Below are 25,573 nucleotides of genomic sequence, written 5' to 3'. Positions count from 1 at the left end.
GTGAACGTTTTGTTCATGCCTGTTTGTCGCGTTCGCCGCGGTCATCCGTCGGCACAAGTATTTTGTCCGTTTACAGGCTGAACCGGCCGACCATCTGTTTGAGCATGTCGGCCTGCCCGGAAAGTTCTTCGCTGGATGCGGCGCTCTCCTCGGCCGTAGCCGAGTTGTTTTGCACCACGCCGGAAACCTGCGACAGGCCCTGGTCGATCTGCGCGATGGCCGTCGCCTGCTCGTTAGAGGCGGTGGCGATGCTGCCGACCAAAACGGCTGCCTTTTGGACACTTTCCGCTATCTCGCTTAACATCTGAGCCGTGTCGTCCGCCATTTCGGTTCCGGCTTTCACCTTTTCAACCGAACTCTCGATCAGCGTGGTGGTTTCCTTGGCGGCCTCCGCGCTTTTTCCCGCGAGGTTACGCACTTCTTCGGCAACCACGGCAAATCCTTTTCCATATTGGCCCGCCCGCGCGGCCTCCACCGCCGCGTTCAGCGCCAGAATATTGGTTTGGAACGCGATGTCGTCGATCACCTTGATGATTTTGGAGATGCTGGCGGACGATGTGTTGATGTCCTGCATGGCTTCCAACATACGGTGCATCTTTTCATTGCCCTGCTCCGCTTCCTGGCTTGTGGCCGAAGCAAGCTCGCTGGCCTGCGCCGCGTCCAGAGCATTCTGCCTGGTCTGCGAGGCGATCTCCGTTACGGAAGCCGTCAGTTCCTCAACCGAGCTTGCCTGCTCGGTGGCTCCTTGGGACAGCGACTGGCTCGCGTCGGAAACTTGTGCCGCGCCCGCGGCGACCTCATCCGCTGAGATCACAACGGCATTCAGCAGCTCGCGGAATGCCTGGACCGCCTGATTCAGCGATGCCTTGATCCGGTTGTATTCGCCCGCGTAATCTCCTGCCATCTCAACCGTCAGATTGCCCTGTGCCAACTGCTGCAGCACCGTAGAGGATTCTTCGATGGGGGCTGCGACCGCCGCCATCGTCCGGTTCATTCCGTCAATGATCTTGCGATATTCGCCTTTGAATTTATCGGCGTCTCCGCGAATATGCAAATCCCCCGCAACAGCCGCTTCCGCCTGCCGGTTGGTGTCTTCTATCAGATCCTGAATCGTCTGCATCATCCGAATGAGCGCCGGCATCAACCGGTCGTTTTCCGAACGCTTGCCGATCTTTTTCAAACCTGCCAAGGAAGACATATCGCCGTCCGAGACGCCCACGCAAATTTTTTCGATAGCCAGCAGACGCTCACGCACAGCGTTGATGGAGACGGAAAAATCGTGCAGTAGGCCAGGATAGTCTTCCGACATCTGGGATGAATAATCGTTGATCGCCATTTTGCCCAATACAACGCCCGATTCACGAAGCGGCACGACGACAGCGTCGAGTGTTTGGTTCACGCCGTTGATGATATGGGCATAAGATCCCCGCAAGGTGCCCGCATTCCCTCGCGCTGTAAAATCACCCTGTGATCCGGCCTGCGTCAGCTTGGAAGACTCCTCCACCAGGTAATTCAGCGAAGCCCGGACATCATTCAGGTTGTCCACCAGCGCGGCATAATACCCTTTATACTGGTTCTGGATAGGCTCCTGATGCTCTCCGGCAGCCAGGCTGGAAATAAACACAGCGGCAACATCCAGCGGGTCCTTAAAGGCATCAAACGTTTTGTTTACGCCATGAATAACCTGAGCATAGATGCCTTTCAGCCTGCTTTCATCGCCCCGCGTCTCCAGATCGCCGTTCAGACCGGCCTCCGCCAGTTTATTGGCTTCTTCGGTAAGGATGGCAACAGAATGCCGGACGCGGTTCAGATTGTCGGTCAGGGTCGCGAAATACCCCTTGCAGCTTTGCCGGATATCGTCCTGATGTATCCCCTCAGCCAATCTGTCAAGGAACCCGGATGCCGTATCCAACGGTTCTTTGATCGTATTGAGCATCGTGTTCACGCCGTCGATGATTTCACGGTAACCGCCTTCATGTGCCGTGCTGTCCGCACGGGTGTCCAGTCTGCCCTCCAGCGTCTCCGAGATAAGCATCTGTATGTCCGTTTTCAGGCGGCGGAGCGACTCGACGATGCTGCGGCAAGCCTCCGCCAGCACCTCGGTTTCATCTCCCGTGGAAATATCCAGATCCACCTCCAAGTCGCCTTTGGCAATCGCGGTGGCCACATCGGCCATTTTCACAACCGGCTCGCTGATAACATGCGCCACACGCCTACCGATTCTGAGCGCGATCAGCATAAACGCGGCAATGACCGTGATGATGCCCGCAAGAACACACCAAAACAGGATCATTTCGGATTGATAGCGGTCATGCGCCTGATTGACATTGAGTGTAAACGCCTTTGTCATCGCGTCATTTATGCTTTTACTGACCGAATCGGTAAGCAATGTCTGCGCCTGTGCCTTATCACCCGCGCTGATGGCCGCTTCATAACTACCGAGGAATGCTGAAAAGTCGGAAAGTCCCTTTTCAATAATACGATAATTTTCCGTTTCTACTCCGGAAGAGATATTGTCATGATAAATGGAAGCCTGCTTTTTCATATCGTCAAATGTTGTATTGATTGTATGTATGGTCGCGCTGGGGTCGCCCGTACTCGTAAGAAGTGTGCGGCAATCGACTCGTATCGAAGCGAGGTCACTCGAAGCTAAATACAGAGGATTCAGCGGGACGAGATTTTGCGCGTAAATCTCCTGCGCCGTATGGTTGACGACCACCAGACTGATGATACCCGCCAAACCAAGAATAACATTGCTCAACAGCGCAACAAAAACGACCGCCCTTGTTATTTTTTGAGAAATACTCTGCTCTTTTGGCCTTTTCACAGACAACTCTCCTTCATTTTTTTGCCCGTCCCCCTTGCCGAATCCGGTTATAAGTTGTTTCAAACCGGTGATCTGTCTGTTTGGAGCGCACTGTGGCACAATGTATAGAAAAAGTCAACGCCAATAAACATTCCAAAGCCGTCAGGCGCTTGTGGCATCCCGCTGTTTATGGAATTTTTTTCATTCGTTTATGTTCTCAGCCGCAGGGCTAAAAAGGTTGGCGGAATATAAAAATGTTGGAGGAATATCAATGCGGAAACCACTATTCAATCTGTGGAGGGGCGAACCATTCTATCATATACTGACAAAGAAAAAATATCCACATGCAAAAGAACAATATATCCCAACATATATTGTAAACAACATACATATTTTCTCTAAACACCAGATAAGTCAACTGCCACTTATGGCGGAATCCCAACCATATAGCACTTCATAGCACTTCTGGGTTTTGGAACAGTGTCGGCAACCCCTGGTTCTCCCGCTGCGGTTACTCTGTTTAAACATACACCGCCGCGCAGGCACAGGTGTTGCCCATGCCCCAGACCTTTGCGCACGGCGCCATATTCCAAGCCTCTTATTTTTTTGAAGATTCATTATTTTTTCTTGACAAATCACCGTAGGATATGCTATTATGTTCAAGCGCTCTGAAAAACCGCCGTGCTTTTGTGTGGAATTTCTTCACGAAATTTGTTACTTTGTGCGGAAATAGCGGGATTTAACTGGTTTTGGACCTATCGGCTTTCGGTATCGGGGTTAGATCCTTTGGGCTCACGAATTGCGATTTAGGGGTATAGCTCAGTTGGTAGAGCAGCGGTCTCCAAAACCGCGTGCCGTGGGTTCAAGTCCTACTACCCCTGCCATATGGACTTTCTTTTTCTTTGATACGGCCCGGTAGTTCAGTTGGTTAGAACGCTAGCCTGTCACGCTAGAGGTCAGGGGTTCGAGCCCCCTTCGGGTCGCCATGTGCTGATATAGCTCAGTCGGCAGAGCACATCCTTGGTAAGGATGAGGTCACGCGTTCGAATCGCGTTATCAGCTCCAACAAACCGCTTGGATGCGTGTGAATGGGTCTAAGCGGTTTGTTTTTTCCATTGGTTTTGGACAAGGAGAGATGTCCGAGCTGGTCTAAGGGGCACGACTGGAAATCGTGTGGGGCAGAAATGCTCCCCAGGGTTCGAATCCCTGTCTCTCCGCCAAACAGGAAGCCGCAAGTTCAGTATTTTGCTGGACTTGCGGCTTTTTCGTGCTGCTGGTGATGGAACGTTGCGCCGGTCTTTTATCTACGTTTTGCCCGGAAAAGCGACCAAATAGCGACCACAGACCAGAGAACAGACACCATCGCACAAAAGCAGGCAGATGCAAAAGAACATTTACAGCGCGGCCTGTTCAAAGACTTAAAGCATGGAACAATCTTTTCCTTTTTGCATGACCATTTGTAAGTGACGAATGACGACGCCTTCTTCTCATTTTATCATTTCTTCTCAGTCAGGTATAAGCTCCGATTTGTTTTCAGCTTGCGCATTGTTGCAAGCCATTTTGCCCGGCAATCCGACACGGGGAAGCATCACGCCGTATGCGGCATATAATGAAAATGCAGTATTGTGCTCGATATTGGGTGGCTTTTGTCCTGCCTTTTGAGAGGAAACGGCTGTCCGCAGACAATAGCATCATAAACAGGGAGGTCTGAGTACGATGCCGGAATCATCCGAAGCGCTGGACGCTTTGCGCAGGCGGATTGCGCAAGAGCAAAAACTCTATGCCAGCCCCCTTATCCAAGTCGGCGATTTTACCTATGGCCAGCCGAAAGTTTTCAGTTGGGGCGAAGGCACTGTACTGAAAATCGGAAAATTCTGTTCCATTGCAAAGGGTGTCACCATATTTCTCGGTGGAGAGCATCGGCCCGACTGGGTCACCACCTATCCGTTTAACGCACTGATGAGCGAATTTGCCTATTTGAAAGGGCACCCGAAAAGCAAAGGGGATGTGGCCATTGGCAACGATGTCTGGCTGGGGTCCTGCGCCACCATTCTTTCAGGCGTCAGCATCGGTGACGGTGCCGTCGTGGGCGCAAACGCCACCGTCACGAAAGACGTCCCGCCCTATGCCGTGGCCGCCGGCAATCCGGCGAAATGGATCCGATACCGGTTTGCACCCAATATCATTGAAAAACTCCTGACGGCGGCATGGTGGAACTGGGACGATGCAAACCTTTTCCATGCGATCCCGCTGCTGCAAAGCGGCGATCTGGAAGCACTGCTTCATTATTATGCCGAAAAGGTCGCGCCCCATAAAAATTGAACGGAGAACACGAAACAAAATGCCTCGCGGTGCGTTCCACGGAGCCTTTACGCGGTGCAGTTTTTCAGCAAATCAAAAGCCGCAGACCCGCAAATCCGTCGGGCCCTCGGCTTTTTCCTATCGAAATTTTCACATGGGCATAGAGCGGTACGCATCTGCACACAGCGTCGCCGCTCCGTACGCCCGACGGGCAGGCACGCTACCGCTCTTCGCGGATATACGGAACGCCCAGAGCCGCCGGCGTGCCCGCGCGCCGGTGCCTAGTCTGTGCCGTGGTCAGAATCAGTACGACCAGCGTAAACGCATACGGGAGCATCTGTAGGAAATACGAAGGAATCATCACGCCGAGCGCCTGCAGATGCAGACCAAGCGAATTGATGATGCCGAACAGATAAGCCCCCACAAGCGCACGCCCGGGGTCCCAAACGGCAAAGATCACCAGCGCGATGGCAATCCACCCGCGCCCGGAAGACATATTTTCCGTCCACGACGGTGAGAACGCCAGCGAAAGGTAGGCGCCGGCCGCGCCGGCAAACATTCCGCCGATTGCCACGCAGGCATACCGGACCAAAAACACATTGTGGCCCTGGGCATCCACAGCCGACGGGTTTTCGCCCGCGGCGCGCACCAGCAGCCCCGCTTTGGATCGATAAAGCAGAAACGCCACCGCGATCACCAGGATATAACTGATATAGACCATCAGATCCTGCTGGAATAAAATCTTTCCAACAACCGGGATCTGCGACAGCACCGGCACCGCCACTGTCCCGAAACTGGCAACGGACGGCACGCCGACGAACGACTTGCCCAGATAAGCCGACAGCCCGGTGCCAAAAATGGTGAGCGCCACGCCGCAGGCCACCTGATTGGCGCGGAACGTAATGGTGAGCAACGCATGCAGCAGGCCCATCAAGCCGCCGACGATGATGGCGACCAGCAGGCCGAGCCACAGACTACCGGTGGACGTGCAGACCGAAAACGCGGTGACCGCGCCCACCAGCATCATGCCCTCCACGCCCAGGTTCATCACGCCGGAGCGCTCCGCAATCACTTCCCCAAGCGACGCATACAGAATGGGCGTGCCCGCCACCACGCCCGCCGCCAAAATAGCGACAATATAAGCCAGGGTCATGCGCGCACCTCCTTCCGGACCAGACGATAGTTGTTGAACATCTCGCCCGCCAGCACAAAGAACAGGATAGCGCCCTGGAACATGGCGACCATACTGGACGGAAAGCCCGCCGTCTGCAGACTGTAGCCGCCCACCAACAAGCCGCCCATCAAAAACGACACGAGCAGGATGCTCAACGGATTCAGCCGGGCGATCAGTGCGATGATGATGGCCGTGTTGCCGTATCCGGGTGAAATGCTCTGCTGCAGGCGGTGGATCACACCGGAAACCTCCGCCATGCCGGCAAAACCGGAAATCGCTCCGCTGACAAACAGCACCAGCAGCACGTTTCTGACGTAATGCATACCGGCATAATCGGCTGCTTTCCTGCTGCTGCCGCTCACACGAATCTCATATCCCCATTTGGAATACCGGAACACAAAAAACAGGCCGACCGCCAGCAGCACCGCAACGATGAGCGAAATGCTGATACGCGTCCCGCCCAGCGTGGGAAGCGTGGCGCCGGATGAAAAAGCGACGGTGAGCGGAAAGTTTTTTCCTTTGGGGTCACGCCACGGGCCAAACACAAGGTAAGTGGTCCACAAAATGGCGATGTAGTTCATCAGCAGCGTGCTGATGGTCTCGTTGACGTTCCAAAGCGCCTTGGGGATGGCGGGCAGCAGCGCCCACACACCGCCGCAAACCAGTCCGGCCAGCGCCATCAGCGGCAGCAGGAGAATGGCCGGCAGCTGCGGAAACGTGAGCGCAAGGAATGTGGCGCCGAACGCGCCCATGTAAAACTGCCCTTCCGCGCCGATGTTCCACAGCTTCATGCGGAACGCGACCATCACACCCAGCGCGCAGAGGGCGAGCGGGATCGCCTCGACGACCGTTTCGGAAAAACCGTAAAGCGAACCGAACGCGGAAGAAAAAATCTGCTGGTAAAGGCTCAGGGGATCGTCACCGCTGAAAAAGACCAGTACGCCGCAGAACAACAGCCCCAACGCAATCGATATCAGTGAAATAAGCACCTGTTTCCGGGTAGACCCGGCATTGACTTTTTTTATCTGCCACCCGTGCAAAAATTCAGGAAGCATGCGCGCCCTCCTTTCTGCGGCCCGCCATCATCAGGCCGATCTCCTCCTGGCTGGCCTCATCCGGGCGGACACACCCCATGATCTCGCCCCCATGCAGCACCGCGATGCGGTCGGACATGGTGAGCAGTTCTTCCATATCTTCCGATATAAGCAGGATAGCACGCCCTTGTCGGCTTTGCTCGATGAGCAGGCGCCGGACAGTATCGGCCGCGCCGATATCCAGCCCGCGCATCGGGTAGACCGCAATGATGAGTTTGGGCTGGGATTCGATCTCCCGGGCAAGCAGCAGCTTCTGGATATTGCCGCCGGAAAGCATTTTCACCGGATTGGAGATCGACGCCAGCTTAATGTCAAACTTCTCGACCAGATGATCGGTGCGCTTGCGCACCGACCGCCAGGGAATCCATCCGCCTTTGGCTTTGCGGTAATCGAGCAGTGCCATGTTCTCGCAGGCGCCGAGGTCGGTGACCAGCCCGGTCGTCATACGGTCTTCCGGCACATAAGCCACGCCCGCGTCGATACGCTGCCGGCGGGTGTCTTCGGTGTGATCCCTGCCCTCGATGTATACACTGCCGGATGAGGCGCGCACCAGACCGGCGACCAGGTCGGCCAGTTCCTTCTGCCCGTTGCCGTCCACGCCTGCCACGCCGAAAATTTCCCCGGCATGCACCGCCATGGAAACCGCGTGCAGTCTGTCCGGGCCGTCGCAGCTCACGGAGACATTCCGCAGTTCCAGTACGGTTTCCGACCGTACGGCGGTCTCTCTTTTCCCGACTTTAGCAATCTCCCGCCCGACCATCATCCGCACCAGTTCCTGCTCATTGGTCTCTTTGGTCACCACGGTGTCGATGGACCTGCCATCCCGCAGCACGGTAATGCGGTCGGTATTCTCCATCACCTCGCGCATCTTGTGTGAGATGAGGATCACGGCTTTTCCGTCCCCGGCCATCCTGTGCAGCGTGGCATAAAGCTGGTCGGCCTCCTGCGGCGTGAGAACCGCCGTCGGCTCGTCGAGAATGAGCAGATTCGCGCCGCGGCAAAGAAGCTTGATGATCTCGACACGCTGCTGCTGGCCGACCGAAAGCTGATACACCTTCGCACGCGGGTCAATGGACAGTCCAAACGCCTCGGAATAGCCCCGCACTTTCCGTTCGATCTCTTTGGGGCTGTAAAACTGCGGCAGGTCAGGCATGCTGAGCATCACATTTTCAGCCACGGTAAAGGACTGCACCAGTTTGAAGTGCTGGTGCACCATGCCGATGCCGCGGTTCACCGCATCTTTCGGCGAGGAAAAACAGACCGGTTTCCCGTTCAGACGGATTTCCCCTTCGTCCGGCATATACAATCCCGTCAGCACGCTCATCAGCGTGCTTTTGCCCGCGCCGTTTTCACCCAGCAGAGCGTGTATCTCGCCGGCTTCCACCGAGAACGACACGCGGTCGTTGGCGCGCACACCGGGAAAGTCCTTGGTAATGTTCTTCATTTCCGCCATGGGTGCCATTGGCGTTCTCTCCTTCCGCGTCCCACGCGCAACCGGCACAAAGGCCCGCACAAAACACAAACCGGCGAACAAGCTGTCGACCGGTTTGCGTTTCGCTGCATGTCTTTGTGTAAAGAATCTGTCTTACGATTTCGGTATGGAGCCTTCCACGCCTTTGACGAACCAGTCGATCGAAAGCAACTGATCGTCGGTAGCTTTCTGCCCTTGGGCGATCTTCAGCGCGCCGCTCTGGTCATAGACCGGGCCGCTGAACGGATCAAACGTACCTTTGACGATATCGCTTTTCTTGGCAAGCACCTGCTGCTGGAAGTCTTTGCTGACCTGCGAGCTGAACGGCGTGATGTCGATGACACCGCCGTCGGCGATGCCGCCCCAATACTGTTCGGATTTCCACGTGCCGGCGATCACCGACTGGACCGTCTTCACAAAATACGGGCCCCAGTTGGACACGTCGCCCACCAGGATGGATTTCGGCGCAAATTTCGACATATTGGAATCATGCCCAATGGAGAATACACCGCGCGTCTGAGCCGTCTCCGCGAAAGACGGAGAATCGACATGCATTGCCAGAACATCCGCGCCCGCGTCTATCAGGCTGTTGGAAGCGGTTTTTTCCGTGGGCGGATCGTTCCAGGAGTTTGTCCAGACAACCTTGACCTTGATATTCGGGTTGACGGACCGTGCGCCGAGCGTGAACGCATCGATGTTGCGGATGACTTCCGGCGTACCGAACGGTGCCACGAAGCCGAGCACGCCGCTCTTGGAGTACTTCCCCGCCACCATGCCGGTCAGGTATCTGGCCTGATAATCGCGGTTGAAATAGGTGCCCATGTTGGTGGACGTCTTATAGCCGCTGCAATGCTCAAACACGACGTTTGGGAACTTTTTGGCGACATCCAGCATGTAATCCATATACCCGTAGCTGGTGCCGAAAATGACCTTGTTGCCCTGCTGCGCCAGTTGGGTGAACACACGCTCGCAGTCGGCCGTTTCCGGCACGTTTTCCACATAGCTGGTTTGCACATTGGGCATTTTCTGGGCCAGATATTTGCGGCCGAGATCCTGTGCGTAGGTGTAGCCCGCATCGCCGGTAGGTCCTACATATACAAATGCGACCTTGATCTTCTGGCCTGACGAACCGCTTCCGCTCTTGCTGCACCCCGCAAACGCGACCACAACCGCGACCGCCAGGCAGAGCGCCAGCAGCACACTGCGTTTGCTTTTTTTCATGCTGTTTTTTTCCTCCCACTCCTGCAACATCCCAGAGCCGTTTTCCGGCTCCTTTCTGTATCTTGAAAAAATCCATACAGCCGATCCGACAAGGCCCACCCGCCACATTTCAAAAGCGGGTTTCCATGGCCTGGCTTCAGGGCACGGCAAAAACCGGTGCAGGGCAATTTCTCTCTATCATCTAAAAGAGCCATACCGATTCGGTACAGCTCCATTGCCGCGAACACACGCCATGCTCCGTCTATTATACACAACTCGTCCGCCCCACACAAGAGCTGTGCCGCGAGTTCCGTCGGATTTCATTGAAAAAGGCCTCCGTGGAAAGCCGTTTTTCACATCACACAAAGTTGCGGTGCATCGCCGTTGGAAAATACCGGTTCGTCTAGGGACGGCGGGTGCCGGCACAGAACCGCTTGAAAACTTCTGTGTATAAGTATAATATGGTGTATGGTCGACCGGACGGCGCCTTTTGGCGCATCCGCGGCCTGCATACAAGAAAGGAATGGATGTTCATGACTATTTTAGTAACCGGCGGCGCAGGATACATCGGCAGCCATACATGCGTGGAGCTTTTGGAAAGCGGACACGACGTGGTCGTGATCGACAATCTGTACAACAGCAAAAAAGAAGCGCTGAACCGTGTGGAAAAGATCACCGGACGAAAACCGGTCTTTTACGAGGGCGACGTGCGTGATGCCGCGCTGCTCAAATCCATCTTTGAGAAACATTCCATCGACGTCGTCATCCATTTCGCGGGCCTCAAAGCCGTGGGCGAATCGGTACAGAAGCCGCTGCTCTACTATGAAAACAACATCGGCGGGGTAATAACGCTTTGCCGGGCCATGCAGGAAGCAGGGGTGCGCAGCATCATCTTCAGTTCCTCCGCCACCGTATACGGCGTCCCCAAAACAGTGCCCATCACGGAAGATTTTCCGCTTTCGGCCACCAACCCGTATGGCCGCACCAAACTGATGACCGAAGAGATCCTACGGGATATCTTTACCGCGGATGCACGCTGGAGCGTTGTGCTGCTGCGGTATTTCAACCCCATCGGCGCGCATGAAAGCGGGCTGATCGGCGAATATCCCAAGGGCATTCCAAACAACCTCACACCCTACATTGCGCAGGTGGCCACCGGCAAACTGAAAGAACTCAAGGTGTTCGGAAACGACTACCCCACCCCGGACGGCACCGGCGTACGGGATTACATCCACGTGGTCGATCTGGCGAAAGGGCACGTCTGCGCGCTGAAAAAAGCAATCGAATCCGGTGTGCATATCTACAATCTCGGCACGGGTGTGGGCTACAGTGTCCTTCAGGTGGTCGCCGCGTTTGAAAAGGCGTGCGGCAAAACTATCCCGTATGCGTTTGCACCCCGCCGGGCCGGCGATGTAGCTGAAAACTATGCAGACCCCTCCAAAGCCTTGCGCGACCTGGGCTGGAAAACCGAAAAGGGAATCGACGAAATGTGCCGCGACCTGTGGGCGTGGCAATCCAACAACCCCGACGGATATCCGGATGAAACCAACGGCTAATAAAAAACGTCCGTACCCCCTGCCGCAGCCGCAGACCGGCCGGCCAATAGAACAAAGACCGTAAGAACGGGCGCCTGGATGGCGCCCGTTTCGTGTCAAAGCCAATCGGGAAAACATCGGTTTTTATACTTGTTGTATTTTCTACTTCCCACACGCTGCGGCCGCTTGTCTCCGTCTTGCAAACAGGGAGGCAATCCTGCCATTGCGCGCCAAAATCAAACACGATATAATGAAAGCAATCACGGGTATGAAATTACCAGGAGGCGGGTGCTGAAATTGGCTCATCTGGCGCTTCAGGGAGTCTGTTATACGGCTGACCATAGAGAGATCCTCCATGACATTTCCATCGACTTTGAAGCAGGCGATTTCGTTTCCATTGTGGGCCCCTCGGGCAGCGGCAAAAGCACACTGCTCAAACTTTGCTGTCATCTCATCAGCCCGACGCAAGGTTCCATTTTCCTGGACGGCGCCGACATAATGCAGCAAAACCCTACGGAGCTGCGCAGGCGGGTGGCCTATTGTTTTCAAACACCGGTGCTGTTTGGCAAGACGGTGGAAGAAAACATGCGCTTTCCCTATGCGATCCGCCGCTTGCCCCCCGATTTTGACCATATCCGGCGCCTGTTCGAACAGTTTGAAATGAACGAAACCTTCCTCAACCAGCCGGTCCACAATCTTTCGGGTGGAGAAAAACAGCGCATCGCCCTTATCCGCACCCTTCTGTTTCAGCCGGAAATCCTGCTGCTCGACGAAATCACCTCGGCGCTGGACATAGAAAATACCAAAATCGTGGAAAACGCCGTTACCGGTCTCAACAGCAGGGGCGTCACCGTGCTGTGGGTAACCCACAACCCCGAACAAAGCAGGAAATACGCCCGTAAACTGCTCACCGTGGCAGACGGAACACTACAGTCGCTGGAGGTACTCCGATGAAAACCGATGTCAGCGTGGCCTCGCTTTTGGTGTCTTCCCTTCTGGTGTGCGTATCGCTGGTGTTCTCCTATGTGCAAAAGCTCCGGCTTGAAAAAGAGCTCGTCATCAGTGTGGTGCGCGCCGTCGTGCAGCTCATCGCGGTCGGGTATGCGCTCACCTATATTTTCGGCCTCAAAAGTCCTTTGTTCACCACGCTGCTGATGCTCTTTATGATCTTCAACGCCGCCTGGAACGCCTCCCGGCGCGGCAAAGGCATCCGGGGCGGCCTTTGGATCTCGTTTGCGGCCATTTTCATCGGCACATGCACCACGCTGGCCGTGCTGGTGCTGGCAAATGCCATTCAATATACCGCTTATCAGATTATCCCCATCAGCGGCATGATCGTCAGCAACGCCATGGTCGCCCTTGGCCTGTGCTACCGCCATTTGAAAGCGGATTTTGCAGACAGGCGGAACGAAGTGGAAACCAAGCTGGCGCTCGGAGCGGACGTGCTGCCCTCATCGATCAACATCATCCGCGAAAGCATCCGCACCGGCATGCTCCCCACCATCGACTCGGCCAAAACCCTCGGCATCGTTTCCCTCCCCGGAACAATGACCGGACTCATCCTCGCCGGCATATCGCCGCTCACGGCCATCAAGTACCAGATCATGGTCACGTTCATGCTGCTTTCGACCACGGCCATCTCCTCGTTCATCGCCTGTTATCTCTCTTACAGGGGATTCTTCAATAAAAGGAAACAACTGGTCCCAATCCCTTGAACGCACCGGTGGAAGCACTATGGACTGATTGCCGCAACCGCCGCGCTCCTTTTTACCGGCGAACCCGCTTGTATACATATTGATGCCCAAGCAGCGGGTCTCACACCGTTCTCCACCGCATCGCCGTTAACAAAACAGGCGTTCCGATGAGTCATCCAAATCCAACCATGTATTCGTCTTATTGGAACCATCATTTTGTCAAATCTGCTTTGTATATTCTTATATATTTTTGTAAGTTTTTGATAATCTATTGCTATTTCCCTTGAATTCTATATAATTATAGTATAATTGTGCCGTTCTGTTTTTAACGAGACCTCAGTGAAAAGGGTGAAGAAAATGCCGGAATTCCAATATGTTTCCAAAGACATAAGCGGCAAAACATTCAATGGCGTTCTGGAAGCGGACAACATCGAGTCCTTTTATCGCACACTCCGGTCACACGGCCAATTTTGCGTCAGCGTGCATGAAACCGGACTGCAACAGAAAGAGATCCGTTTCGGCAGCAAAAAAATCAAGCTTAAGGATCTGAGCATTTTCTGCAGGCAGTTCAGCACCATGCTCAACTCCGGTCTTTCGGTCATCAAATGTCTGGATATTCTTTATCAGCAGACGACCAAAAAAAATATCAAGGCAATCGTTCTGGGTGTCTACGAAGCGGTGCAGCGGGGCGAGTCGCTTTCAAAGGCGATGGCTCTGCAGGACGCCTTTCCGGAACTGCTGCTCAACATGGTGGCGGCGGGCGAAGCCAGCGGTACGCTCGACACCGTCATGAACCGGATGGCCACACAGTATGAAAAAGACAACAAGCTGCAGAACAAGGTGAAGCAGGCCATGGTGTATCCGATCTTTCTTGTCTGCATGTCGGTCGCGGTGGTCATTTTCCTGCTCACGTTCATTATGCCGACCTTTCTGAAAATGTTCGATCAGTTCGGCGGCAAAATTCCCACCACTACCAAGATTCTGTTAAGCATCAGCAACGCGATGACCGGCTATTGGTACCTTTTTATCATTGGGGTCATTGCGGTCTACTTTGCGTGGGTGCTGTTGATGAGAAATGAAAAAACGCGCATGGGCTGGGACCGCATGAAGCTGCGTTTTCCCATTTTCGGTAAAATCCTGCTCACCCTGGAATCGGCGCGGTTTGCCAGAACGCTGGCTTCCCTGTTCAGCAGCGGCCTGCCCATTATCCAGTCTATCGAGATCGTAACGCGGGTAATCAAAAACACCTATGTAAAGGCCGGCCTGTTACAGGCGACTGAAGATGTGCGCCGGGGCGTCTCCATTTCGGGTTCCATACGCAAACTGGAGATTTTCCCTGTGATGCTGTGTTCCATGCTGAACATCGGCGAAGAATCCGGTAATATGGATGAGATTTTGAACAAAACCGCCGCCTTTTACGATGACGAGGCGGATACAGCCATCCAGCAAATGGTTTCGCTTATCGAGCCCATCATGATCGTGGTGCTTGCTTTGATCGTGGGCTTTATCATCGTTTCCATCATCACACCCATCTACAGCGTTTACGGTTCAATCGGCAGTACTTCGTGACAATCCAGAGATAGAAAAAAGAGGGGGATGAGGCCATGTTGTTTTCAGTGGATGTGAGCAGCCAGTTTCTTTATGCCGTCGAGGGCAACGCGAACGGAGGGACCGTAACCGTTGTCAACAGCGGGAAAATGCGGCTTCCGGAAGGAACCGTGGAAGACGGAATCGTCAGAAACCATGCCGCCTTTGTAATGGCTCTCAGCAAACTGCACGCACTGAAAAATTTCAGATCAACCAACATGGTAATGACCATCAGCAGCAGTTCCATCCTGTCGCGCAGGCTGGAACTGCCGCCTGCCAAACCAAGGGAACTCACCCTGATGGTGCGTAATGAATTGCAACAGGTCGTGAGCGACACGACCGATTTCGTTTATGAATATTCCCTGACAGGAGACGACGCCAAGGCCAAATCGTCCATAAACAACGTGTGGGCATATGCCATTCCCAAAGAAACGGTGGACGAATACTATTCGATTTTCCGCAGCGTCCGGTTTAAGCCGGTGGCGCTGGACACACATGCCAACTCGGTGGAAAAACTGTTCCTCGGCGAGAATATAAACGGCACGGCCGTCGGCGGAAAATCGGCGCTGTTTGTCGGCATTGAGCACGACACGGCTGAGATCCATCTCTTCAGCGAAGGACAGCGGGCATTTTCCCGCCTGGCTCCCGTCTCTTCCGAGGAATTCCGTCTCGTCGTGGAGAATGCCGGACTGGGCAATACCGAAAGCCATTCCCTCAGCGGGCTGGACATCACAGCGGATGAAATCCGGCTGGACTCCATTCTCAGCGGTGCGGCACGCCAATACGTCGGCCAGTTGGCCGAAGAATTGCAGAAAATGAACCAGTTCCAATTACGCCGCAACTCGGCAAACCCAGTTGCCTGCGTTTACCTCTACGGCAGCCTTTCCGAAATCAAAGGGCTGGAAGACGCTCTGGGCACGACAACGGGACTGCCGGTTCAGACCGTGCGGAGCGTCTCAAAGGTGAAAGCGGGCGACATCAATATAGCAGAATACGCCAATGCGATTGGCGCACTCATCAGACTGTGAGGTGACGGGACATGCAAAGAGACATCAATTTTTTCTCAGTCTATCATTCCGGCGCCGCGGGCTATGACAAGGCGACCATTGCCGGGCTATCGGTGCTCCTGAGCTGCGTCGTGGTCATGGCCGGGGTGTTCGCGTTCATCAAGATTGACGACGCCACCGTGCAGGCGCAGAACCGCTCCATCAGCAGTTTTCTGGCACAGCGCAATGTCACCTCCGTGGCCTCGGCCGTGAGCGAGGCAAACCGAAAAACCGCCTATCTGAAACAATATGAAGCGCTCGCGGCCAAAAACGCCAAAGCGTTCACCTCCCTGCCGGTCGTGGACTCCGATCTGCTTGGCGCCATTGCGAAAGCTCAGCCGGCGGATGTGACCGTGAGCGACCTGAACTACACGGATATGGCCATCAAGCTGACATGCGCCGCGACCGATGAAAAATCGGCCGCCGTCTTCACCAACGCACTCAAAGCAAGCGGAAAATTTGACTATGCCACCTACGACGGCGTGGTAAAGGGCGGGACTTCCTGCAGCTTTACCATCACCTGCACGCTGAAAGGGGGCGGAGGGCAATGACGCTGAATCTGCGTGAGAAGATTCTGGTGTTTCTGCTGGGCATCGTGGTGGTGCTGTTCGTGGGCATCAAGCTCCTGATCACACCGGCATTCACAACCCTCTCGGTACATACCCAAACCCTGCTCGACATGCAGACCAAGCAGGACATTGCCCGGACGAACCTGGCGACGGCATCCAAACTGGACAGCACCGTCAAAAAGGCGGCGACGGCAGCCGATACCGCGGCTGCGAGCATCCTGCCGTCGGTAGACAACGAGCAGTTGAACCTTTGGCTGCTCGGGTTGACTGCGGCAAACGGATTGTCCGTAAATTCCATCAAATTTTCCACCCCCGCCGTCACCGATATAGGCCAGACGACCACAACCCAGCAGTCGTCCGGCAGCGGCTCGCAGGTGACAACGGCAAATACGCTCACCTATCTGTTGAAGACCTATGCCGAAGAATTTAAAGGCCACACGGTTTCAAGCGGCACAGCCGGCAACAGCACCGCATCGAAAAGCACATCCGCCACTGCGCAAAACAGCAATGCATCGCAAACCACTAAAAGCACCGGTTCCAGCTCCAGTGCCACCGGTTCTTTACTGAGTGAGGATGTCACACTTCAGCTCACCGGCAACTACGGCGGGTTCAAGGCGTTGCTCGACACCATCAAAAACAGCGGCAAGACCGTGCAGGTTACAAAGCTGGATATCACGCCGCAAAACGCCACGGTGGTGCTGCGGTGCTACGGCGCTGAAAAACCGGACGATACGGACACCGTTTTTGCCTGGACCTTGCCTGCGCCCGCCGGCAAGAGCGACATCATGTGACAATCGGGTTGACCTCGACCAGGGGGCGGATAGCCATGAACATCAAACGAATGTATCGGAAATATCGAGAGCAGACCGGCAGTGCGCTCATTGCCGTGCTGATCGTGTTTGTTGTGTTCGTCGTGCTCGGCGCCGCCGTGATCAGCCTTTCGCTTGCATCCGGCAGCCAGACACAGGCGCAGATCTACCAGCAACAGGCGTATTTTGCGGCAAAATCTGCCGTGAGCGCTACAATGAAATATATAAGCGATCCAAATACCACGAACTTACGGGATAGTGTCAATGCTTTGACAACTGGAAACACGCTAAGCGCCACACCCACATTCAAATTACCCACCACTACTCCTGCCACCGCTCTCAAAAATGTGCAAAGCTGCCCCATTACTATTACGAAAATAAGTGCGACATCGCTGAAAGTGGCCTCCACCGCGACCGTCCATGGCATCACAGCCACCGCTATCGCATATATGAAATCAAGTAGTGCTCCTTTACCTATATATCCATTTGATAATCTTATTTATGTAAATGGCTCGGCCACATTAGGTCAAAGTCAATTAACGGGTAATATTGTGGCAAACGGTTCATTTTCCTACGGGAATGGTTCTGTTATAAACGGAACCTTACTCTCAAATGGTGACGTCACTTTAGATGGTGACGGGAGCGGATTAACTGGTGTGAAGGCAAAGGGTACGGTTACAATAACTGGTAGCGGTAGAATCACAAACGGGGATGTCTATGCAACAAATGATTTAATTATGTCCGGAAGTGGAAAGGTAAACGGTAGCGTGTACATTGGCCAAAGCGGTACACTTTCCAACGGCAATATAACTGGTAATGCGACCTTTGGTGGGAATGCCAGTTTTTCCGGCGGATCGAATAGGATCAATGGTAATCTGACCACCGGGGGAACTTACACTTATACTTGGGGCAACATCTCCACTTTCGTTGGTGGCATGGCAACTGAAAACGCGACAGTATCTCCGGTAGTTATTGACTTTGACACCCCGACTTTCAACAGCATTGCCGCACCATCTGGTTATACTTCAATAAATATTGGAACGAGCACATTTAGCTCAGGCAACACTTATTCCATAAATGATGACTGTGTTCTCAGTTTTGATTCAAAAATAAAGGGATACAGTAACTATGTTATAAAATTTAATACTATTGCTCATGATATCAATGTCGTCATTAATTCAGCGCAAACGGTTCCCAGCAATATTCACCTCATTGTAACAGGCCCTAACAAACTTTTTGTATATTTAAGAGGTAATAACACTTCTTTGAACATTACAAATGGAAACTGTGCATTGATAATGAGCAATAATGACAGTAATAATAATGCAAATGCACAGCCGGAAATATTTATCATAGGCGAAAGCGGCAGTTCCGGCCAGAGCGTCACTTTATCAAGTGATACAAGATTTGACGGATATATTTATCTTCCAAATGGCACCTTCACAGCCGGTGGGGCCAATACATACACTTATAAACTTTTTGGAAGTGTATGCGCGCAGTCAATAATCATTAGCAATAATGTCAAATTGCAATACATTGCTCCCCCGGATTTAAGTGGAACACCTCTAAATGGAATGGCATCAGGCTCCGGTTCCGGCGGTGGTGGCACTGGCTCATGGACTTTGGATGGGTGGGCTGACAAATGAAAAAGCTGCATAACTTGAAAAAGCACCCCATTTGCCTGCGCGAACAAAAGGGCATGACGCTGGTCGAGGTCATCGTAGCTTTAGCGCTGCTTACCATCGTGGTAGTGCTCATCGGCACTGCGCTGGTCGTCGGGCTGAACATCATGAGCAAGACCATGCCGCGCAGCAAAAATTCACTCAAGGCTGCGGGCGCAACCGGCACTGCGAGTGTCGCCGCAGGGGATGCGGCCACCACATCCGTAAGCAGTACGGGCGGCGATGTCATCGTTACCATCGGCGGCGCGGCCTCCACCGTGACCGGCACCTACGAAACCGGCACGACGTCGGACACGCCGGGCGGCTCCGTCACCTACTGGAACTTCACCCCCAACTGAACCGAAAGTGTGAGCGTGATGAAAAAACACTTAAAAAACAGGCAAGGGTTTACGCTGATTGAGCTGGTGGTCGTGCTGGCCATCACCTCCATTGTGCTCGTGGCCATCGGCGGCATCATGGTGTTCGGCAACAATATCGTCAAAAACACGAACTACAAGTTTGATGAACACACCATGGCGCTGCTGCTTGAGCAAAAAATCAAAAACACGGTGCAGAACAGCACCAGCCTGACCATTTATAACGACCCCTCATTCCTTTCCAGTTGCACGAATGGCTACCTGTATTTTGACACTACGCCATCCGGCGGAACCGCAAACGCCGCCTTGATTATCAATCCAAAGTCTGGCGCACCGGAAATTGCTTTTCAAAAAGGCTACTTTAAAGGATACACCGTGACCGTGAGCTTCAAAGAAACCTCAGCGGCCGTGCTCCATGTTACAATTTCCATTTATAACAATGCCAACGCAAATGACAACTACACGCTCAACACCGACATTCCCATCAACAATATTGGCAGGGGGTTCACCAGCGCGTCCATCACGGACAACACCGGTGGCAATCCAAACGGGGGCGCCTTGATCGGTTTTACGCCTTATACCTCGCCATGACAGCGCGTTTTTTGACAGCAGGGATGTGATAACATGGAACAAACAGCCAAACTGCAAACCTCATCCGGCCCCGATATCAACGAAGCCTACGCCTGCTATACCGCCACCCCCAGCGACGCCGCGCTGGAGGCGGTCGTTTTGGCTGGCAGGCCCTTGGTCTATCATTTTGCCGCGCTGTACGGCGTGGGCTGCCCGCTTGAGGATACGGCGCAAACCGGCATGCTGGGCCTTGTCAAAGCCATAAAAAGTTATGACGGGCGTGTGCTGTTCTCCACATGGGCGTCCCATTGCATCATCGGGGAAATCCGGCATTTTGCGCGCAAGGAACGGGTCTATCGTCGCCCGGGCTGTCTCAACCGATTGCAGGAACAGGCGGAGAAAGTGCTGGAACGCACGGCGGAGGACGGTGAACCGCCGCCGGAAGAAGACAAGCTGGCTGACGAACTCGGCATCCGGCCCGAGGGCGTGCGAGAGGTGCTGCGGGCGGGGCTGGTCGCCTTTTCCGACTTGGATATTGAGAAGATCAGTTCCACACAGATGCAGCCATTTCACCTGCCGCTGGAAGACAGGCTGGCGCTCGCGCAGGCAATGGAAAAACTCGACGAACTACAGCGCCGCGTGATTTCCGCCTTGTTCTTCCGCGGGCTTACGCAGGAACAGACCGCCGCCGAGCTGGGGCTGAACCAGCGCAAGGTCAGCCGTGTGAAATCAGCGGGGCTCAAATCGCTGGCCACCCTGCTCGGCGGGCCAAGCTTCCATATTATTGATTCATCGAAATCATTCAAGATGATAAAGGGAAAATAAACGAACCGGCTCCGCGTTGCGGAGCCGGTTCGTTTTTGCGCCGCAGGGCAGTCCCCTACACGGTTCCATAGGTGCCGGTGAATGTCCCGCCAAACTCCGAGACTTGCACGCCAGCCACCACGCCGCCGTTAATCGTGATTTTTGTAATGGTAAAGCTGTAATTGCTTCCAATATAATTTGAAAGATCGGCGGTGGTGATCGGAACTTTACCCGTCGAGGCGGCACTACCCAAACTTGTAAAGGTCGTATCATCGTGAAGCGCCACATACGCTGCTGCAGCGGTAAAAACCGTGTGCGCATCAGTGTTAGACGCGCTCTGCTTTGCTTTATGGATAAATCCAGCTACAACAGGAATCAAAATTGCCACGAGAATGGTGAGGATAGCGAGGACGACGAGAAGCTCGATGAGAGTAAAACCTTTTTTGCTCCTGCGTAGTTTTCCATGGGTTTCCGCAAGTGCCTTGACCATATGTAGCCCCCATCTTTCAATCCCATTCCAATTCAATGCACGAAGTCGCTCAAAATGGTAACAAAAAGCCGCCGGCCAAACCGGCGGTTTTTGTAAACTTACTTTAAAAGCTACCCTCAGATTACGAGATGTGCACACCATCAAACGTGTAAGAAGTACCACCAGTTTGGGGTTCTGTGATAGTGACACTATGCACAGTTGATGTCCCCGTTGTGGAATCATATGTTATATCGATAGCTGTAATTTTGAAGTTCCAAGTAGTCGGAGTGCCACCCAGATACTGTTCGAGATTAGCATCACTGATGCCGTTAGTAGTCGCATTATAACCGCCGCTGAAATCTCCCGTGTTTTGCGCGAGATAAGTGGTGGTTGCGGAATAAACGGAACGGGCATCCGCAGTCGCGGCATTTTTCCGGGCACTGCCAATGAACCCACCAACGACAGGGATGAGGATCGCCGCGAGGACGGCGAGGATGGCGATGACGACGAGGAGTTCGATCAGGGTAAAGCCTTTTTTGTTCTTACGGAGTTTTTCACGTGTTTTCACAAGTGACTTAATCATATGGTACCCTCCCATTTCATAGACCGTTTTCAGCACAATTCTTATGTTTCTGTTTTCTTTATACCGCCAAACCGGATTTCCAGACACGTTTCAAAATTTTTTTTTTGAAACGATTCACATGGTCAGGTAGCGACGCAGCGTTTCCTTATCCATGCTGTGCGACATCGCTTCCGCCTGCGTGATCTGGTTTGCTTTCACCAAGCGGCTGAGCGAATAATCCATGGGCATCATGCCTTGCTTGATGCCGGTCTGCAACGCGGTAACGATCTGGTGGCACTTGTTGTCGCGTATCATGTTGCGCACAGCGTCGTTGCAGAGCATCAGCTCCATGGCGACCACCCGCCCGTCGTGCAGCACGTTGGGCAGCAGTTGCTGCGTGATGACCGCCTGCAGCACCGAGGAAAGCTGTACGCGTATCTGTTGCTGCTGGAAGGGCGGAAACATATCGATGATGCGGTCGACCGTCTGCGCGGCGCCGTTGGTGTGCAGCGTGGAAAGCACGAAGTGGCCGGTTTCGGCAGCGGAGATGGCAGTGGAGATGGTCTCCAGATCGCGCATCTCGCCCACGAGAATGACATCCGGGTCCTCACGCAAAGCGGAGCGCAGCGCCCCGGCAAAAGAATCGGTATCGTCGCCGACCTCGCGCTGGTTGACGATGCTGTTCTTGTGCTTGTGCAGGTATTCGATCGGGTCTTCGATGGTCAGCACATGGCAGCGCCGGTTCATATTGATATAATCCACCATGGCCGCCAGCGTGGTGGACTTGCCGCTGCCCGTCGGCCCGGTAACGAGCACAAGGCCGCGCGGCCTGAGCGCCAGCTCCTTGAGCGTGCCCGGCAGGCCCAGGCTTTCAATGGTCGGCATCGTTGCCGCCAGCACGCGGATAGCGATGGAATAGCTGCGCCGCTGCTTGTAGATATTGACACGGAAACGTCCGACATCCTGTATCACATACGAAAAATCCGTTTGGCCTTTTGTTTCCACCTCTTGGTTTTGCGCTTCCGTAAGCATGGAAGCGGCAATTTCCTGCGTGTCTTCGGGCAGCAGAACATCATAGCCTTCCAGTGGCCGGAGCAGGCCGTTGATCCGCACCATGGGAGGCACCCCCACCGTGAGGTGCAGATCGGAGCTTTTGCAGTCCATCGCTTTAAAAAGCAATTCATCGACCCGTTTCATGCTGCATTCCTCTTTCTCTTCTTCACTGTCGTTTCCTTTTTCCCGCTCCGGCATTCCGGAGCTTCAGACGCGTACACTGGATACGAGAGGGTATGAAAACCGCTCACCCAATACTGTAGGTGGCGCGCAGCAGTTCTTCCCTGGTGGTCACACCGTTTAAGACCAGCTGCTTGCAGCACTCCTGCAACGTGATGGTGCCGTCGCGGACGATCTGCGCGCGGATCTCGTCGGTGGCGGCTTCATTGTCGATGAGTTCACGCACGTCATGGCTGATTGCCATAATCTCATGGATGGCGGTGCGGCCCTTATAGCCGGTGTGGTCGCAGTAATTGCAGCCCGTCCCCCGGTAAAGCGTGCTCTGCACGGGGATGCCCAGCAGCCGGCACTCACTGTCGCTTGGAGTATACGGCTGCTTGCAGCGTGGGCAGATCTTGCGCACCAACCGCTGCGCAATGATGCCGATGACGGCGGACGACACAAGAAACGGCTCCACGCCCATATCCACCAGACGGGTAACGGTCGAGGCCGCGTCGTTGGTGTGGATGGTGGAGAGCACCAGATGGCCGGTAATGGCCGCCCGGATGGCGATCTGCGCCGTCTCGGCGTCGCGGATCTCGCCGATCATGATGATATCGGGGTCCTGCCGCAGGATGGAGCGCAGGCCGCTTGCAAACGTCAGGCCCGCTTTGGGGTTGACCTGCACCTGGTTGGCACCGGGCATGCGGTACTCGACCGGGTCCTCGACCGTAATGATGTTGACGCCGGGCTGGTTGAGCTGGTTGAGGATGGAGTAAAGGGTGGTGGATTTGCCGCTGCCGGTGGGGCCGGAAACGAGCAGAATACCATTGGGGCTGCGGGTGATTTTTTCAAACAGCGCGCGGTTTTCCGCCGACAGACCCAGATCATTGACCGAGCGCACCGCGTCCTGTCCGCCCAGAATACGAATGACGACTTTTTCACCCGTCACGGTGGGCAGCACGGAGAGGCGCATGTCCACCGGCCGGCCGTCGATGACGATCTCCACCCTGCCGTCCTGCGGCACGCGCCGCTCGGCAATGTTCATATTGCCCATGATCTTGATGCGGGTCACCACCGAGGCATGCGCCGCGGCCGCCAGCGACATCAGCGGCTTGAGCACACCGTCCACGCGCATGCGGATGCGGGTTTCCGTCTCCGACGGCTCGATATGGAGATCGCTGGCTCCAAACTTGATACCCTGCTGGATGATGGAGGCCACCAGACGGACGACCGGCGCATTATCAACTTTCTCCCCCAAAAGATTGCCCGCATCAACCATACTGTTGAAGTTGAATTCACGGTTGACGTCCTCGGCCGCTTCTTCCGCCAGCTTGCGGCTGTAATAATGGCTGATGGCGTTTTTGATGTCTGTGGATGTGGCCAATACCGGCTTGATTTCCAGATTAGTGGCCAGCCGCAGGTCATCGATGGCATAGAAATTCATCGGGTCGCTGGTGGCGACCGTGAGAATCTGTCCGTCCTGCGCGATGGGAATGACCATGTATTTTTTAGCCAGTTCCTCGGGTATCAGGTCTGGAACATGCTGGTCGATGCCCGTCTCCACCAAGTCTACGACCGGCACTTTCAGCCGCGTGCCCAGCATTCGGGTCAGTTCCTTTTCCGAAACACTGCCCATTTCCACCAGAATGTCGCCCAGCTTGTTGTGGTCCCCTTCTTTTTTGCGTGCAAGTGCGGCATCGAGCTGTGCCTGTGTGATCAGGTTTTCTTCCAGCAGCATTTCACCTATGCGCAGATTTTTCATCGCCATATTGTCACGTCCTTACACTTCCAGAATAACAGGGGGTGCCGCTACCGGACAAACAGACCGATATACGCATGCAGCGCCGCATTGCCGTAAAGCGCGGAAAAGCACATCCCCAAAGACAGAAACGGCCCGAACGGGACGGCCGACCGCATGGACTTTCGTCCCCGCAAAACAAGCGAAACGCCCACGACCGCACCCACGATACTTCCCACCGCCAACGAGAGCAGGATCAGCTTCCATCCCAGCAGAAAACCCCCGGCCGCCATCAGTTTGACATCCCCGAGGCCCAGTCCGCCCCGCGTCACAAAATACGCGATGAGCAGCGGCACGCTGGCCGCAAAAAAACCGATGACCCGATCAATTAGGCCCGTGCCCTGCGTAAAAAATATGGCCGGCACGCCCACCGCCAATATGTACAGCACAATGCCGTTCGGTATAATGGACTGGTCGTAATCAATGAACGCGGTCACAACAAGGGCGCAGATGAAAGCCGCATAGACTGCCGCCGAAAGTGTCAAGCCATACGCGCCATAAACAGCCAGAAAGAGCAGCCCGCCCAGCAGCTCCACCGCGGGGTAGCGGACGGGGATGCGCGCACCGCAATTCCGGCAGCGGCCTTTAAGCGCCAGCCAGCTGAAAACCGGAACGAGGTCGCGGTTCTGGATGGCGGCACCGCAAGCGGGGCAATGCGACCGGCCGAATACAATGGATTCTCCTTTGGGGATGCGGTAGATGCACACATTCAAAAAGCTGCCGATGCAAAGCCCGAATAGAAACATAAAAACAGCAAGCAAGCCCGCCATCACGGCCCCTTTCTGTCAACAGCAAAATTCTGCCAGATTCCACAATTTTTTTATAGAATGC

The 25,573-nt window shown here is 54.5% G+C and carries 22 protein-coding genes and 4 tRNA genes; 16 read left to right on the top strand and 10 right to left on the bottom strand.

Features of this window, described 5'->3' with window-relative positions; translation table 11 throughout:
• Nucleotides 1-70 precede the first annotated feature (70 nt).
• The gene (locus ETHHA_RS14400; RefSeq protein ID WP_013484751.1) at nt 71-2,827 is read right to left on the bottom strand and encodes a methyl-accepting chemotaxis protein; all 2,757 of its coding nucleotides are present in this window, start codon (nt 2,825-2,827) and stop codon (nt 71-73) included.
• Between the two features lie 787 nt (nt 2,828-3,614).
• Here ETHHA_RS14400 and ETHHA_RS04140 point away from each other — a divergent pair.
• From ETHHA_RS04140 to ETHHA_RS16205, 5 genes are all read left to right on the top strand, one after another.
• A tRNA-Trp gene (locus tag ETHHA_RS04140) sits at nt 3,615-3,690 on the top strand.
• A 25-nt stretch (nt 3,691-3,715) separates the two neighbouring features.
• Nucleotides 3,716-3,792: transfer RNA gene (locus ETHHA_RS04135), tRNA-Asp, on the top strand.
• 3 nt (nt 3,793-3,795) lie between these two features.
• A tRNA-Thr gene (locus ETHHA_RS04130) sits at nt 3,796-3,871 on the top strand.
• 64 nt (nt 3,872-3,935) lie between these two features.
• A tRNA-Ser gene (locus ETHHA_RS04125) sits at nt 3,936-4,026 on the top strand.
• A 496-nt stretch (nt 4,027-4,522) separates the two neighbouring features.
• Nucleotides 4,523-5,128 (top strand): CatB-related O-acetyltransferase, encoded by a 606-nt coding sequence (locus ETHHA_RS16205; RefSeq protein WP_013484749.1) that lies wholly within the window; start codon nt 4,523-4,525, stop codon nt 5,126-5,128.
• 199 nt (nt 5,129-5,327) lie between these two features.
• On the opposite strand, the gene ETHHA_RS04115 is transcribed toward ETHHA_RS16205, so the two are convergent.
• The 4 genes from ETHHA_RS04115 to ETHHA_RS04100 all read right to left on the bottom strand — a co-directional run bounded on the left by ETHHA_RS04115 (nt 5,328) and on the right by ETHHA_RS04100 (nt 10,067).
• A complete protein-coding gene (locus ETHHA_RS04115; RefSeq protein WP_013484748.1) occupies nt 5,328-6,260 on the bottom strand; it encodes an ABC transporter permease in 933 nt (310 codons plus the stop codon).
• Nucleotides 6,257-7,336 (bottom strand): ABC transporter permease, encoded by a 1,080-nt coding sequence (locus ETHHA_RS04110; RefSeq protein WP_013484747.1) that lies wholly within the window; start codon nt 7,334-7,336, stop codon nt 6,257-6,259. Before ETHHA_RS04110 ends, ETHHA_RS04115 begins: the two co-directional genes overlap by 4 nt.
• Nucleotides 7,326-8,837, bottom strand: a complete 1,512-nt coding sequence (locus ETHHA_RS04105; RefSeq protein WP_013484746.1) for an ABC transporter ATP-binding protein — start codon at nt 8,835-8,837, stop codon at nt 7,326-7,328. Before ETHHA_RS04105 ends, ETHHA_RS04110 begins: the two co-directional genes overlap by 11 nt.
• A gap of 123 nt (nt 8,838-8,960) precedes the next feature.
• On the bottom strand, nt 8,961-10,067 hold the full coding sequence (locus ETHHA_RS04100; protein WP_013484745.1) for a BMP family ABC transporter substrate-binding protein: 1,107 nt from the start codon (nt 10,065-10,067) through the stop codon (nt 8,961-8,963).
• 512 nt (nt 10,068-10,579) lie between these two features.
• Between ETHHA_RS04100 and galE the strand changes: the two genes are divergently transcribed.
• The 11 genes from galE (at nt 10,580) to ETHHA_RS04045 (ending at nt 20,719) form a co-directional block, all read left to right on the top strand.
• On the top strand, nt 10,580-11,602 hold the full coding sequence (galE, locus tag ETHHA_RS04095; RefSeq protein ID WP_013484744.1) for a UDP-glucose 4-epimerase GalE: 1,023 nt from the start codon (nt 10,580-10,582) through the stop codon (nt 11,600-11,602).
• A 267-nt stretch (nt 11,603-11,869) separates the two neighbouring features.
• On the top strand, nt 11,870-12,535 hold the full coding sequence (locus tag ETHHA_RS04090; RefSeq protein WP_341349192.1) for an ABC transporter ATP-binding protein: 666 nt from the start codon (nt 11,870-11,872) through the stop codon (nt 12,533-12,535).
• A complete protein-coding gene (locus ETHHA_RS04085; RefSeq protein WP_013484742.1) occupies nt 12,532-13,296 on the top strand; it encodes an ABC transporter permease in 765 nt (254 codons plus the stop codon). The genes ETHHA_RS04090 and ETHHA_RS04085 overlap by 4 nt, the downstream gene beginning before the upstream one ends.
• A 336-nt stretch (nt 13,297-13,632) precedes the next feature.
• Nucleotides 13,633-14,844, top strand: coding sequence for a type II secretion system F family protein (locus tag ETHHA_RS04080; RefSeq protein ID WP_013484741.1), 1,212 nt, complete (start codon nt 13,633-13,635; stop codon nt 14,842-14,844).
• Between the two features lie 35 nt (nt 14,845-14,879).
• Entirely contained in the window at nt 14,880-15,890 is a 1,011-nt protein-coding gene (gene pilM / locus ETHHA_RS04075) for a pilus assembly protein PilM (RefSeq protein ID WP_013484740.1), read from the top strand.
• Between the two features lie 11 nt (nt 15,891-15,901).
• Complete coding sequence (locus ETHHA_RS04070) at nt 15,902-16,459, top strand: PilN domain-containing protein (RefSeq protein WP_013484739.1); 558 nt, start codon at nt 15,902-15,904, stop codon at nt 16,457-16,459.
• Nucleotides 16,456-17,268, top strand: a complete 813-nt coding sequence (locus tag ETHHA_RS04065; protein WP_013484738.1) for a hypothetical protein — start codon at nt 16,456-16,458, stop codon at nt 17,266-17,268. Before ETHHA_RS04070 ends, ETHHA_RS04065 begins: the two co-directional genes overlap by 4 nt.
• A gap of 35 nt (nt 17,269-17,303) precedes the next feature.
• Nucleotides 17,304-18,932 (top strand): polymer-forming cytoskeletal protein, encoded by a 1,629-nt coding sequence (locus ETHHA_RS04060; protein ID WP_013484737.1) that lies wholly within the window; start codon nt 17,304-17,306, stop codon nt 18,930-18,932.
• Nucleotides 18,929-19,306 (top strand): type II secretion system protein, encoded by a 378-nt coding sequence (locus ETHHA_RS04055; protein ID WP_013484736.1) that lies wholly within the window; start codon nt 18,929-18,931, stop codon nt 19,304-19,306. The genes ETHHA_RS04060 and ETHHA_RS04055 overlap by 4 nt, the downstream gene beginning before the upstream one ends.
• Nucleotides 19,307-19,324: 18 nt before the next feature.
• Entirely contained in the window at nt 19,325-19,915 is a 591-nt protein-coding gene (locus tag ETHHA_RS04050; RefSeq protein WP_013484735.1) for a PulJ/GspJ family protein, read from the top strand.
• A 33-nt stretch (nt 19,916-19,948) separates the two neighbouring features.
• Nucleotides 19,949-20,719 (top strand): sigma-70 family RNA polymerase sigma factor, encoded by a 771-nt coding sequence (locus tag ETHHA_RS04045; RefSeq protein ID WP_013484734.1) that lies wholly within the window; start codon nt 19,949-19,951, stop codon nt 20,717-20,719.
• A 55-nt stretch (nt 20,720-20,774) separates the two neighbouring features.
• On the opposite strand, the gene ETHHA_RS04040 is transcribed toward ETHHA_RS04045, so the two are convergent.
• The 5 genes from ETHHA_RS04040 to ETHHA_RS04020 form a co-directional block, all read right to left on the bottom strand.
• Complete coding sequence (locus tag ETHHA_RS04040; protein ID WP_013484733.1) at nt 20,775-21,188, bottom strand: type II secretion system protein; 414 nt, start codon at nt 21,186-21,188, stop codon at nt 20,775-20,777.
• A gap of 121 nt (nt 21,189-21,309) precedes the next feature.
• On the bottom strand, nt 21,310-21,750 hold the full coding sequence (locus tag ETHHA_RS14395; RefSeq protein ID WP_013484732.1) for a type II secretion system protein: 441 nt from the start codon (nt 21,748-21,750) through the stop codon (nt 21,310-21,312).
• Between the two features lie 114 nt (nt 21,751-21,864).
• On the bottom strand, nt 21,865-22,926 hold the full coding sequence (locus ETHHA_RS04030; RefSeq protein WP_013484731.1) for a type IV pilus twitching motility protein PilT: 1,062 nt from the start codon (nt 22,924-22,926) through the stop codon (nt 21,865-21,867).
• 103 nt (nt 22,927-23,029) lie between these two features.
• A complete protein-coding gene (locus ETHHA_RS04025; RefSeq protein ID WP_013484730.1) occupies nt 23,030-24,712 on the bottom strand; it encodes a GspE/PulE family protein in 1,683 nt (560 codons plus the stop codon).
• 41 nt (nt 24,713-24,753) lie between these two features.
• Entirely contained in the window at nt 24,754-25,512 is a 759-nt protein-coding gene (locus tag ETHHA_RS04020) for a prepilin peptidase (protein ID WP_013484729.1), read from the bottom strand.
• Between the last annotated feature and the right edge of the window lie 61 nt (nt 25,513-25,573).

The sequence above is a fragment of the Ethanoligenens harbinense YUAN-3 genome (genome assembly GCF_000178115.2).
Lineage (GTDB): Bacteria > Bacillota > Clostridia > Oscillospirales > Ethanoligenentaceae > Ethanoligenens > Ethanoligenens harbinense.
Note: the sequence above shows the minus strand (reverse complement) of the source record. Positions and strands in the feature narration are given on the sequence as shown.

Coding starts and splice junctions, on each gene's coding strand:
- ETHHA_RS16205 (WP_013484749.1), top strand. CDS start 4,523: ATGCCGGAATCATCCGAAGCGCTGGACGCTTTGCGCAGGCGGATTGCG.
- ETHHA_RS04115 (WP_013484748.1), bottom strand. CDS start 6,260: ATGACCCTGGCTTATATTGTCGCTATTTTGGCGGCGGGCGTGGTGGCG.
- ETHHA_RS04110 (WP_013484747.1), bottom strand. CDS start 7,336: ATGCTTCCTGAATTTTTGCACGGGTGGCAGATAAAAAAAGTCAATGCC.
- ETHHA_RS04105 (WP_013484746.1), bottom strand. CDS start 8,837: ATGGCACCCATGGCGGAAATGAAGAACATTACCAAGGACTTTCCCGGT.
- ETHHA_RS04100 (WP_013484745.1), bottom strand. CDS start 10,067: ATGAAAAAAAGCAAACGCAGTGTGCTGCTGGCGCTCTGCCTGGCGGTC.
- galE (WP_013484744.1), top strand. CDS start 10,580: ATGACTATTTTAGTAACCGGCGGCGCAGGATACATCGGCAGCCATACA.
- ETHHA_RS04085 (WP_013484742.1), top strand. CDS start 12,532: ATGAAAACCGATGTCAGCGTGGCCTCGCTTTTGGTGTCTTCCCTTCTG.
- ETHHA_RS04080 (WP_013484741.1), top strand. CDS start 13,633: ATGCCGGAATTCCAATATGTTTCCAAAGACATAAGCGGCAAAACATTC.
- pilM (WP_013484740.1), top strand. CDS start 14,880: ATGTTGTTTTCAGTGGATGTGAGCAGCCAGTTTCTTTATGCCGTCGAG.
- ETHHA_RS04070 (WP_013484739.1), top strand. CDS start 15,902: ATGCAAAGAGACATCAATTTTTTCTCAGTCTATCATTCCGGCGCCGCG.
- ETHHA_RS04065 (WP_013484738.1), top strand. CDS start 16,456: ATGACGCTGAATCTGCGTGAGAAGATTCTGGTGTTTCTGCTGGGCATC.
- ETHHA_RS04060 (WP_013484737.1), top strand. CDS start 17,304: ATGAACATCAAACGAATGTATCGGAAATATCGAGAGCAGACCGGCAGT.
- ETHHA_RS04055 (WP_013484736.1), top strand. CDS start 18,929: ATGAAAAAGCTGCATAACTTGAAAAAGCACCCCATTTGCCTGCGCGAA.
- ETHHA_RS04050 (WP_013484735.1), top strand. CDS start 19,325: ATGAAAAAACACTTAAAAAACAGGCAAGGGTTTACGCTGATTGAGCTG.
- ETHHA_RS04045 (WP_013484734.1), top strand. CDS start 19,949: ATGGAACAAACAGCCAAACTGCAAACCTCATCCGGCCCCGATATCAAC.
- ETHHA_RS04040 (WP_013484733.1), bottom strand. CDS start 21,188: ATGGTCAAGGCACTTGCGGAAACCCATGGAAAACTACGCAGGAGCAAA.
- ETHHA_RS14395 (WP_013484732.1), bottom strand. CDS start 21,750: ATGATTAAGTCACTTGTGAAAACACGTGAAAAACTCCGTAAGAACAAA.
- ETHHA_RS04030 (WP_013484731.1), bottom strand. CDS start 22,926: ATGAAACGGGTCGATGAATTGCTTTTTAAAGCGATGGACTGCAAAAGC.
- ETHHA_RS04025 (WP_013484730.1), bottom strand. CDS start 24,712: ATGGCGATGAAAAATCTGCGCATAGGTGAAATGCTGCTGGAAGAAAAC.
- ETHHA_RS04020 (WP_013484729.1), bottom strand. CDS start 25,512: ATGGCGGGCTTGCTTGCTGTTTTTATGTTTCTATTCGGGCTTTGCATC.